8 protein-coding genes are annotated in these 11831 nt (G+C 65.6%); 5 read left to right on the forward strand and 3 right to left on the reverse strand.

Annotation, left to right across the window (positions count from 1 at the left end; translation table 11 throughout):
* On the forward strand, window positions 1–680 hold a 680-nt coding region (locus ACIRA7_RS04875; RefSeq protein ID WP_396219702.1), incomplete at its 5' end, for an MBL fold metallo-hydrolase.
* Here ACIRA7_RS04875 and ACIRA7_RS04880 read toward each other — a convergent pair.
* Both ACIRA7_RS04880 and ACIRA7_RS04885 read right to left on the reverse strand, forming a co-directional pair.
* Window positions 577–933 (reverse strand): hypothetical protein, encoded by a 357-nt coding sequence (locus ACIRA7_RS04880; RefSeq protein ID WP_396219703.1) that lies wholly within the window; start codon window positions 931–933, stop codon window positions 577–579. The two genes, ACIRA7_RS04875 and ACIRA7_RS04880, sit on opposite strands and share 104 nt — an antisense overlap.
* Window positions 933–2381, reverse strand: coding sequence for an NAD(P)/FAD-dependent oxidoreductase (locus ACIRA7_RS04885; RefSeq protein WP_396219704.1), 1449 nt, complete (start codon window positions 2379–2381; stop codon window positions 933–935). The genes ACIRA7_RS04880 and ACIRA7_RS04885 overlap by 1 nt, the downstream gene beginning before the upstream one ends.
* Before the next feature lie 116 nt (window positions 2382–2497).
* Here ACIRA7_RS04885 and ACIRA7_RS04890 point away from each other — a divergent pair, with 116 nt between their 5' ends.
* From ACIRA7_RS04890 to ACIRA7_RS04900, 3 genes are all read left to right on the forward strand, one after another.
* The gene (locus tag ACIRA7_RS04890; RefSeq protein ID WP_396219705.1) at window positions 2498–2974 is read left to right on the forward strand and encodes a c-type cytochrome; all 477 of its coding nucleotides are present in this window, start codon (window positions 2498–2500) and stop codon (window positions 2972–2974) included.
* Between the two features lie 450 nt (window positions 2975–3424).
* Entirely contained in the window at window positions 3425–6580 is a 3156-nt protein-coding gene (locus ACIRA7_RS04895) for a SusC/RagA family TonB-linked outer membrane protein (RefSeq protein ID WP_396219706.1), read from the forward strand.
* Window positions 6581–6611: 31 nt separating this feature from the next.
* Window positions 6612–7952, forward strand: a complete 1341-nt coding sequence (locus ACIRA7_RS04900) for a hypothetical protein (protein ID WP_396219707.1) — start codon at window positions 6612–6614, stop codon at window positions 7950–7952.
* Between the two features lie 85 nt (window positions 7953–8037).
* On the opposite strand, the gene ACIRA7_RS04905 is transcribed toward ACIRA7_RS04900, so the two are convergent.
* Window positions 8038–9018 (reverse strand): aldolase/citrate lyase family protein, encoded by a 981-nt coding sequence (locus ACIRA7_RS04905; RefSeq protein WP_396219708.1) that lies wholly within the window; start codon window positions 9016–9018, stop codon window positions 8038–8040.
* A 231-nt stretch (window positions 9019–9249) separates the two neighbouring features.
* Here ACIRA7_RS04905 and ACIRA7_RS04910 point away from each other — a divergent pair, with 231 nt between their 5' ends.
* Window positions 9250–11802 (forward strand): DUF1592 domain-containing protein, encoded by a 2553-nt coding sequence (locus ACIRA7_RS04910; RefSeq protein WP_396219709.1) that lies wholly within the window; start codon window positions 9250–9252, stop codon window positions 11800–11802.
* Window positions 11803–11831 lie beyond the last annotated feature (29 nt).

Raw genomic sequence — 11831 nt, forward strand, 5'->3', positions numbered from 1 at the left:
ATGCGGTGCTGTTGTCGCATAACCACTACGATCATCTCGATCGGCGCTCCATGCGCGACGTGGCGCTGCAGACCGGTGGACCACCGGCGTTCATCGTGCCGCGCGGTACCGAGTCGTGGTTTGCCGCGAACCTGCCGCGGGCCGCTCGCGACGCTCAGGTGATCGGTTGCGCGTGGGACGACGTCGTTCGGTGGCCCGGACGCACGCGCGAACTCGCCTTGCATTTCCTGGCGGTGCAGCATTGGTCGAATCGCACGATGCTCGATCGCAACCAGTCGCTCTGGGGCAGCTGGGCCATCGTGCATCCCGGTTTCCGGTTCTGGTATTCAGGAGATCTCGGGTATTCACATGAGCCGCGCGAGATCGGCGCGCGCTTCGGCTCCTTCGATGCGGCCGCGATCGCCATCGGCGCCTACGAGCCGCGCTGGTTCATGCGCACGCAGCACGTGAACCCCGAGGAAGCCGTGCAGGTGATGCTCGACGTGAACGCGCAGGAAGCCATCGGTGTGCACTGGGGTACGTTCGCGCTTACCGACGAGCCGCTCGATCAACCGCCGCGCGATCTGGCGGCCGCGCTCACGGCGCGCGGGTTACCGCCGGATCGGTTTCGCGTGCTGCGCCACGGGGAGACGCGTCGCTACCGGTGGCCAGATACACCAACAGCGGCGGACATCCCATGATGAGGGTGGCCGGCCACCACCAGATGGCGCGGCCACGGGCGCGCAGATCACGCGCCAGCCACACGAGCACGATGGCGGTGAACACGCCCATGTCGTTCCAGGCCATGAACACCATGGGGTCCTGACGGAGCGTGGTCCACGCGTGCGCGAGCCCGGCCGAGGCCGTGCCGTGCATCTGCATCCACGTATAGAACGACCACTGTTCGTAGGCGAAGAAGATCGCCGCGAACACAAGCAGAGCAGGGCGTCGCATCAGCCGGGGGGCTTCTCGTACTCTTCGGTGGGGAGCTTGAACGCCGCCACGAGCTTCGGGTCGCCCGTAATGCCGAGCACGCGCTGGGCGACGTACTCGCCAACGACCGGGCCGAACTTGAAGCCCTCGGCCTGCCCCACGCCGGCGATCCACGCATTCGACGCGCCAGGAACGTGATCGATGATGAAGTTGCTGTTCACGCTCGACTCGTAATGGCAGGCGCGAGTCTCCAGCAGCGGCGCGTTGGCCAGCGCCGGGAAGCGGGCCGCCAAAAAGCGACGGGAGCCGTCGATGCGGTCCTGGCTGGCCCAGCGACTACTGGTGTCCGGATCCTGCTGGAGCGGATCGGCGGGTGCCGGCGCGCCGGCGGCCGGTCCGGCGCCGGCGGGCGCTGCTCCGGCTCGGGCCGGCGAGGCCGCGGGCGCGATGGCGCCGCGCACGCGGAAGCCACGGGAATCGACCGGCAGCACGGGCCAACCGGTGACGCCGGGGAAGTTGAAGCTGGGGAGATTCGGGAAGGTGAAGCGTGAATCGCCAACGGGGACCCCGAAATAGCACGCGACACCGATGGGCACGCGCATCCGGTTTTCGAGGTAGGGAAAGAGTTTGCGCAACCATGGACCGCAGGCGAAGACATAGGCGTCGCCGCGCACGGTCGTGCCGTCTTCCAGGATCACTCCATCCATCGCGCCGTTCACCATTTGTCCGGGGCGAACCCGGCTGATGACGAGCTTCACACCCATTTTTTCGCCCACGGCGGCGACGGCCTGCGTGGCGGCGCGACAGCGCACGACGCCGGCATCGGGCTCGGTGATGGCGATGGTGATGTCATCGGCCTGAATGACGGGATAGCGCTTGCGCACTTCGGCGCCGTTGAGCACCTCGTGCGGCACGTTGTTCGCCTTCCACAGGTCGAGCGTCTTCGTGATGAACGGCTCGGCGGTGGCGCGCATGATCACGTCGCCGGTTTGATGGAAATACGACGTCCGGAACACCGGCGCCCATTCTTTCTCGAACAGCCGCCAGCGCTCGATCGCCGCGCGGGCCCATGGGGTCCAGAGCTCGCCGGTCGCGCGATCGCCGTAGGAGGAGCGGATGCCGCGCGTCTCGTCGCCGCTGGTCGAGCGCGAGTTGCCGGGGCCGTAGGCGTCGATGAGGGTGACGCGGGCCCCGCGTTGGCGCAGGTGATAGGCGGTCCATCCGCCCCACGCGCCGGCCCCGATGACGACGACATGGCCGACCCCACCGTCCTTGGCGCGGCCACGCTCGATGCCGCGGACCGGTGCGGCGGCGGCAAAGGCCCCCGCGGAGGCGCAGCCGGAGGCGAGCAAGGCCCCCGCGCCGACACCGGCGATCCGGAGAAAGTCGCGACGGGGGAGGGCTGACGGATCGTCGGTGGGATCCGCAGCGGCATTCAAACGTTCAGGGTCAGGCGGGGTAAGCGTCATAGGGCGAAAATGCCGACGGGCCCGCACAATCGCAATCGACTTTTTCGATAGGACCACGAGATGCCGCGTACAGCCCACCTTGCCAGCGTTCTCCCCGCGACACAGCTTGATCGGCCATGACGATCAGCAAAACTCTCCCCAGCGCGTTTCTCGCGACGGTAATCGCCGCCAGCGTGTTTGGTGGCAGCCGGATGTCCGCTCAGCGCCCTCTGGCCGCCTCCCCGTTGCGCGCCGCGATGTTCATGGTCGACAGCGCGAAGATGTACACCGAAGCCCAAGCGGCCGAAGGGGCGAAGGTGTGGACCGCCACCTGTGCGGGCTGCCATGAGTCGAAAGACGTGACGAGCGCCGATTTCAAGACGAAATGGGTCGGTCGGTCGTTGTTCGAACTGTATGAGCAGATCCGGACGACCATGCCGGACGACGCTCCGGGGACGCTCACGCCCGACCAGTACCTGACGTCGGTGGCGTACATCCTCAAGCTCAACGGCCTTCCGGCCGGTGAGACGGCGCTCGTGCCTGATTCGGCGACCATGTCGACGCTCAAGTTCGCGGTGCCGTCGCCGCCGTCGCCGTCGCTCTTCGTACCGTAGCTCCTGTCGTCCCCGTCGGCGGACGTGTCGTCCGTCGACGGGAATGACAGTGCGGTCGTCGGTGCGCCCGAAGTGCCGTCTGATATTGACAGGGGACGTGCCGCGCCGTACCCTCACATTTCTGTATCATTCCGATACCAGTCCAGTAGCGGCGCGACCGGTTTTCGCGGCCCTCGGTGACGGATTGTCGGTTCGGGCTGTTGTACCGCTCAACACTGCTTTTTCCAGAAGTTCCTGCCGCGTGCTCGTCACGCACCCGGGTCCGATGCGCGTTGTCCGCCGCGTCTGCCCGCTCCTCTCGCGCCAATCGGGTGTTTCGACGCCCGTGCACCGTAGTGGCATGGTCAACCGAATCGCGCGCCGTCCGGCGTGCGAGGGACGTTGGTCGTGGCCATATTCGGCCACACTGGGTGGCCGTTGAGTGATCCAGCTCTCTGAGGGAGTCCCGAGATGCGATTGTTCGGACCCGTCGCGACTGATCGTAGCGAGCGTCGTCGCTCGCTACATCATGCCGCTTATCGCCGCCCACTGGCCGCTGCTTGCGCCCGACTCGCCCTGCTGGCAGGGCTGTTCGGCGCTTCTCTGACCGCGGCGCCGCGTGCGGAAGCACAGGCCGCCGGCGGCACCATCACCGGCCGCGTCACTGATGCCGCCACCGGCACCCCGGTGGGGCAGGTGCGCGTGCTGGTCGCCGGCACGCAGAACGGCACCCTGACCGCCGAGAACGGTCGCTACACGATTCGCGTGACGACGAACGGCGTGGTCACGCTGGACGTGAACCGCATCGGCTACGAGGCGAAGAAGGTCACCGCCACGATGACGGGGGCAACGGCCCCAGTCGTGGTAGACGTGGCGATCACGCAGGCCGCCTTCTCGCTCTCGGCCGTCGTCACCACGGTGACTGGTCAGCAGCGTAAGGTCGAACTGGCGAACTCCACCACGCAGATTGCGGTGGCCGATAAGATCGCCGAGCTGCCGGTGGCCAACATGGGCAACCTGCTGTCCGGCCGCGCGGCTGGCGTGCAAGTGGTGTCCGCCGGTGCCACGGGCGCTGGCTCCCGTATCCGTATTCGCGGCCAGTCCTCGCTGTCGCTCAGCAACGATCCGGTCGTGATCATCGACGGCGTGCGTATGACGTCGACGTCGGGCAGCTCTGCCATTGGTGTCGGTGGCTCGGCACCGTCGCGTCTCGACGACCTCAATCCCGAGGAAATCGAGACCATCGAAGTCGTCAAGGGCCCGTCCGCCGCCACGCTGTACGGCACGGAAGCGGCCAACGGTGTAATCAACATCACGACCAAGCGCGGCAAGGCCGGCAAGACGCGCTGGAATGTGTACACCGAGAACGGTGCGATCACGAATCCGAACGTTTTCCCGGATATGTACTACGGCTGGGGCACGGCGTTGACCGGCGCCAATGCTGGCAATCGCGTGCAGTGCTTCGCGACCGCGATCGCGTCGGGCTCCTGCCGAGCCGACAGCCTGCGCGTCGGTAACCCGTTCGGTATCGACAGCCTGACGCCGATCGACCGTGGCGCGCGCAGCCAGTATGGCATGCAGGTCTCGGGCGGTACCGATCGTGTGCAGTTCTTCGTCGCCGGCGAAACCGAAGTCGAGACGGGTATTTACAAGATGCCCGAGATCGAAATCGCGCGCCTCAAGACGGAGCGCGGCGTGAGCGGCCTGCCGTCGTCGCAGATCCGTCCGAACGCGCTCGACCGCAACAGCTTACGCGCCAACCTCACGGCGCAGATTTCCGAGAAGGCCACGTTGCAGGTGTCTTCGGGCTTCATCAACAGCCGTCAGCGGCTGCCGCAGAACGAAGACAACGGCAACGGCCTCATGGTCGGCATGCTCGGCGGCAACTGGCGTCAGGATCTGGTGGACAGCCGAGGCGTGAAGCTGCTCGGTTGGCGTGCGTTCCCGATGGGCGACATCCTGTCCACCACGGTGTCGCAGGACGTCAACCGCTTCATCAACAGCGCCCAGGCGCGCTACGAGCCAACCAATTGGCTCTCGACCCGCGCGACGGTCGGCATGGACTTCGCGTCCCGCGCTGATCGTGGTGTCCAGCTGTTCGAACAGGGCGTGCTCGGCGTGAATCGCGTCGGCAACATCAGCGATCAGCGCTCCGAGATCAACCAGCAGACGGTCGACCTTGGTGGTACGGTCACCAAGCAGCCGTTCTCGTGGTTGGGCTCGAAGACGTCGTTTGGCATGCAGTACATCCGCAACTACTTCACGCAGACGGGCGGTACCGGCAATTCGCTGCCGCCGGGCGCCACCACGATCACTGCCGCCGCCGTGCGCAACGCCGCGGCCGGCACCGAAGAGAAGCGGACGCTCGGGTACTATATCGAGCAGATCTTCTCGGTGAACGAGAAGCTCTTCATCACTGCCGGTCTTCGCCGCGACGCCGCCAGCGCGTTCGGTAAGGACTTCCGCGCCGTGAACTACCCGAAGGTCGGTGCGTCGTGGCTCGTGTCGGAAGAGGGCTTCTTCCCGCAGACCGACGCCATCAACTCGCTGCGTTTCCGTGCCACGTACGGCGCGTCGGGGCAGATTCCCGGCGCCACCGATGCCTTGCGCTTCCTCTCGCCGTTCGGCACGACGATCTCGGGCACGGCGGATCAGCCCGGTGTGTCCATCGGCTCGCTCGGCAACGCCGTCTTGAAGCCGGAGTACTCGGCCGAACTCGAAGGCGGCTTCGACCTCACCATGTTCAGCGGTCGCAGCAACTTCGAAGTCACGTACTACAACAAGAACACCACCGACGCGCTCATCGAGCGTCGTATCGCGCCCTCGATCGCCGGCGTCACGTCGCGCTTCGAGAACATCGGCAACGTGCGGAATTCGGGTCTCGAGCTCGTGTACAACCAGAAGGTCCTCGACCGGAAGGCGCTCGCCCTCGACTTCGTCGTCACTGGCTCGACGATCAAGAACGAATTGATTACGCTGGGCGAAGGCGTTTCCCCGATCCCTACCGGCAACCGTAATACGCAGCTGAACTCGCCGGGCTTCCCGCTGTTTGGCCTCTGGGGCCGTCCGTACACGTACAACGACGCCAACAACGACGGCATCCTTGTCGCCGGCGAGATGACGTACGGCGCGAACCAGTTCATCGGCCCTACGTACCCCACTCGTGAACTTGCCTTCTCGCCGACGATCGAACTGCTCAATCGCAAGCTCCGCATCAGCGGTCAGCTCGATTCCAAGTGGGGCATGAAGAAGCTGAACAACACGAAGCGTCACCAGTGCCAGGCCGGACAGTCCTGCCAGGGCCTCTATGCTGGTGCACCGCTCGAAGAGCAGGCCAAGGCCGTCGCCGCGGCGGGCTCGATCTTCACAGGGTTCTACGAAGACGGGTCGTTCACCCGCTTCCGCGAACTCGCTGTTTCGTACACGATGCCGACGAAGTGGGCCAATGCGCTTCGGGCCGACCGCTGGAATGTGGTGTTGACCGGCCGCAACCTCGGGGTGTGGACGCCGTTCACCGGTGTCGATCCCGAAACGACCGTCGGCAATGGCGATCAGCGCGGCAACGAAGAATTCTTCTCCACGCCGCCGATGCGCTACCTCACGTTCCGCATGAACTTCAACTTCTGATCAGGCGATCACACCGATGCAATTTTCTTTCGTGACTCGCCGCGTCATCCGACCGGCGAGTGCCGTCTTGCTCGCCTGCGGCGTCGCCGCGGGTTGCAGTAGCAGCACGCTCGAGATCACCGATCCGGACGTGCTCAACGTCAGTGACTACCAGACCGTTGCCGGCGCGACGCCGCTCCGACTCGGTGCCCTTCAGGATTTCCAGAACGTCTTCGCGGGCAATCTGAGCATCGAGAACGTGGTCATCGTCACGGCCAACATCTCGGACGAGATCTACTCCACCGATACGTTCGACGACCGTCTGTTCCCGAACCAGCGCGCCATGGTCGAGAATCTCCCCGCCATGGACGGCTTCTATCGCAACCTGCACCGTGCTCGTGAAGGCGCCACGCAGGCGATTCTCGTGCTCCAGAAGTTCGCCCCCACGCCGGTGCAGAACATCGGCGAGCTGTACGCGCTCCGCGGGTTCACCGAGACGTTCTTCGCCGAGACCTATTGCTCCGGCGTGCCGTTCTCCGGTCAGAAGGACGGCGTCACGTTCTTCGGCGATCCGCAGACCACCGCGCAGATCTACACGCGTGCTCTGGCGTCCTTCGATTCCGCGCTCGCGGCCTCGGGAACGAGCGCGAACGTTCAGAATCTGGCGCGCATCGGTCGTGGTCGCGTGCTCCTGAATCAGGGGCAGTTCGCACAGGCCGCCACGGCCGTGGCGGGCGTGCCGACCTCGTTCAAGTACCTCACGGCCCATTCGACCTCGAGCGCACGTCAGGAGAACGGCGTGTGGAACGCCCTCTCGATCGCCAATTCGCGGTACGCCATCGTGAACCGCGAGGGCGGAAACGGCATCGACTGGCTCCGCACGCCGGCCGATCCGCGTATCCCGTGGACCCCGTCGACGCGTGTCGGCTTCAACGGGACCAGCACGAACCTGCCCACGCAGGGTAAGTACGCGCGGACGGGCTCCGTGGCGGTTGCCGAAGGCATCGAAGCGCGCTTGATCGAACTCGAGGCCCAGCTCCGTACGGATAACCAGGCCGCTCGTGACGCGGTGTTTGCCGGGCTGAACTCGCTCCGCTCCACGGGCATTTCGCCGGCGATGGCGCCGTTGCCCGGCTCGGCAGCCACCACGCAGGCGGCCGCCGTGTCACAGCTGTTCGAGGAGCGCGCGATCTGGTTGTACCTCACGGGTCACCGTTTGGGCGATCTGCGTCGTCTCATTCGTCAGTATGGCCGCACGGCCAACTCGGTGTTCCCGACGGGCAACCTGCCGTCGCCGCTGGCTGGCACGTACGGCAACGACGTGAACGCGCCGATCCCGTTCGACGAGCGCAACAACCCGAAGTTCAACGGCTGCCTTGACCGCAACCCGTAACGGTCGGTTGATGACGTCGTGAACGAAGAAGGCCGCCGATGCAGAGTGCATCGGCGGCCTTCTTCGTTCTGTACGGCAGAAGCGGTTAGCGACCGGCGACGCCGCGGCCGATCTCGACGGCCTTGAAGCCCGGCTCGCCCCAGCCGATCACGAACACGCTGAACCCCTGCTTCATGCGCATTTCGATGTCGGCGGCGCCGGCCGGATAGCCGCACGGCACGTTGAATTCCTTGCAGGCCGAGAGCACTGACTGGATGGCGGCTTCCCACGCCTTCTCGTCGAACGTGCGCTTGCCCGCCGCGTCGGTGGTGGTGAAAACGCCACGGAGCGTGCCGGCGCCGGGGAAGAGCACGCCAACACCCTTCACGGCGGCGATCTCACGAATCTTGGCCAGGCCGGCCTTGCTCTCCACGATCGTGAAGTTGTACAGCTCACCCTTGGGGTTGAGCGGCCACAGATCGGCCTTGGCCTTGTAGTCGGCCGGCGTCATCCCCCACATGGCGGGCGCATCGCCCACGTCGTCGGAGCGCGTGCCGCCGTTGCTCTTGAAGCGCATGGCGGCGAGCCCCTGCTCGAGCTCTTCCGGGCTGTCCACATCGACGAACACCACCCCCGCCACACCGAGATTGAGCTGCTGCCCGATGCGCTTGACGGCGAGGGCAGGATCGGGTGAGATGTCGTGCGTCTTCACGTAGATCGGGTGCGTAAAGCGCGGGGATTTCCCCTTTTGCAGCGAGCCTTGTTCGACCATGCCTTTCGAGAAGGCGGCGAACTGTGGCAGGGCGGCATCGAAGTCGCCTTCCATGCTCCCGTCAAAGATGTAGTCGTTTTTCTTGTAGCCGAGCGCCTCGGTGGCGAGCTGCGCCGGTGACTTGAGCGAGTCGGGGGAGATGGCCGGCTGGCCGGGGCGGGCTCGGCGGTTGGCGGGGCCGTACAGACCGAACACTGGTTGCTTCTTGGCAATCAGATCGATGATGGGATTCAAACGCGCCTGAGCGTGCAGGGGGGAGACAGCGCTCAGAGAAACGGCCACAGCAGCGGCCGACAGCATCCAGCAGGGGCGCACGGAGAGTCCTCCAGGTGGGAGAGGGGCAGGAGTGCCCCCAGGTAGGGCGTATATGCCCCCCAACGAGATCGAGGGCAAGAGTGTTGAGACTTCGTCGCCAAATCCGATCCCGCCCGCGCGTCGTGCTGAGCCGTGGCTATATTGCAGCGGTTCCCAACCGCCGCGCGTATTCCTTCACGCGCGATTGTTGCCGTATCCTGCCCGCTCCCGCCAGAACCCAGAGGTCCGGGGATGAAGTCCTTGGTTGCTGCCTCGGTCGGTGGCCTGTCGCTCCTCGCCGTCGCGATCATCGATCGACCTGATCCGACCGCGAGCCCGACGCTGACACCGCCGCTTGCCACGTCCGCCGCGTTCACCGCCCCGCTGGTGGACCCACCTGCGCGTTCTGTGGCGCCTGCGCGTCGCGGCCTAGGGCATCCGGTGTTGGCTCCCGCAGCCACGGCGATCGCCCCGTCGGCGCTGACCGACGTGGTCAAGAAGACCTGCGCCGGCTGTCATAGCGAGCAGCGGAAACAGGGCAACCTGTCGCTGCAGGGCTTCGACATGGCGAGCATCAACGAGAGCCCGGAGCTGGCCGAGAAGATGATCGGCAAGCTCCGGGCCGGGATGATGCCGCCGCCGGGGCGTCCGAAGCCGGGTGGCGACACGCTGAACGTGCTCGCCGGTACGCTCGAACGGATGATGGACGCACGCTACGCGCTGAATCCAAATCCGGGCACGCGCACCTTCCAGCGCTTGAATCGCGCCGAGTACGAGCGGTCCGTGAAGGACCTCCTTGGCGTGGACATCAAGGCGGAGTCGTGGCTGCCGCTCGATACCAAGAGCGCCAACTTCGACAACATCGCCGACGTGCAGATGCCGTCGGCCACGCTCCTCGATTCCTACCTCGACGCGGCCAGCGAAATCAGCCGCCTGGCGGTGGGCGACCCGAAGGCGAGCGTCTCGACCTCCAGCTACAAGATTGCCCGTCTGGCGTCGCAGGTCGATCCGGTGGAAGGCGCGCCGGCCGGCACACGCGGTGGCACGTCGGTGGTGCACACGTTCCCCGCCGACGGCGAGTACGTGTTCACGATCACCCTGCACGCGATTCCCACGGGCCAGCTGTTCGGTTCCGCGGCGCCGTTCGACGAGAAGATCGAAATCTCGGTAAACGGCGAACGCATGTCGGTGCTCGAGGTGGACCGCGGCATGTCGCAGGCCGACCCGAACGGCATGGAGATCCGCACCAAGCCGATCTCGGTGCGCGCCGGACCGCAGCGCATTACGGCGGCGTTCATCCGCACCTTTGAAGGTCCGGTGAACGACAACATTGCGCCGATCGGGCACAGCATTGCCGATACACAGATCGGATCGCAGGCCGGTATCACTACGCAGTCGCACGTGCAGATGTTTGCGGTCACCGGCCCGTTCAACCCCACCGGGGTGTCAGATACGCCGAGCCGCCGTCGCATCTTCAGCTGCCGCCCGCTGGCGCCGAGCGAGGCGCGTCCGTGCGCCGAGAAGATCATGACGCGGTTGGGTGCGCAGGCGTATCGTCGCCCGCTGGCGCCGAATGACCTGAAGGGACTGCTCACGTTCTACGACGCCGGTGCCAAGGACGGCGGCTTCGAGCTCGGTATTCGCACCGCGGTCGAAGCGTTGCTGGCCAGCCCGCACTTCATCTTCCGCGTGGAAGAGATGCCGGCGGTCTCCAAGCCGGGCTCGCGCGTAGCGGTGAACGGCGTCGACCTGGCGTCGCGTCTCTCGTTCTTCCTGTGGGGCGCACCGCCCGACTCCCAGTTGGTCGCGCTGGGGCGTCGTGGTCTCCTCACCGATACGACCGTGCTGATCGCGCAGACCAAGCGCATGCTCGCCGACAAGCGCAGCAGCGCGTTGTCCACGCGCTTCGCGGCCCAGTGGCTGCGGTTGTCGGATATCGAGAAGGTGCATCCCGATGCGCTGCAGTATCCCGACTATCGCGAACAGCTGGCGTCGGACATGGTGCAGGAAACCGAGCTGTTCTTCGATCATCTCGTGCGGGAGAACCGCAGCTTCCTCGACCTGTATACGGCCAACTGGACGTACGTGAACGAGGATCTCGCCAAGCACTACAGCATCCCCGGCGTGGTCGGTACCGAGTTCCGTCGCGTCGAGTATCCGGCCAACTCCGGCCGTGTCGGTATCTTCGGCCACGGCAGCGTCCTCACGCTCACGTCGCATGCGAACCGCACCTCGCCGGTGCTGCGCGGCAAGTGGGTGATGGAAGTGCTCATGGGCACGCCGCCCCCCGCGCCGCCGCCAAACGTTCCCGATCTCGAGAAGACCGGTGACAGCAAGGAAGGGCGCATGCTCACCACGCGCGAGCGCATGGAAGAGCATCGCGCCAACCCGAGCTGCCGGTCGTGTCACGTGTTCATCGATCCCATCGGATTGGCGATGGACAACTTCGATGTGAACGGACAGTGGCGCATTCGCGAGAACGGCACGCCGCTCGATACCCGTGGCGACTTTTACGACGGCACGAAGATCACCAATGCGCTCGAACTCCAGAAGGCGCTGCTGAAGCGCCCCACGCCGCTGGTGCGCAACTTCACGCAGAACCTGATGGCGTACGCCCTTGGCCGTCGCGTGGAGTACTACGATCACCCGGCGGTGCGGAAGATCGAGGCGCAGGTGAAGGCCAACAATTACCGCATGCAGGACTTCATCGTCGGTGTCGTGAAGAGCGACGCCTTCCGACTGAAGAAGGTGATGGAGCAGGCTGACTCGGGAACGAAGGGCGCCAGCGCGCCCGGCGTTCGCTGAACTCATTCGCAAACGAATAGCACACCCGT

It is taken from the genome of Gemmatimonas sp., from assembly GCF_044376735.1.
Lineage (GTDB): Bacteria > Gemmatimonadota > Gemmatimonadetes > Gemmatimonadales > Gemmatimonadaceae > Gemmatimonas.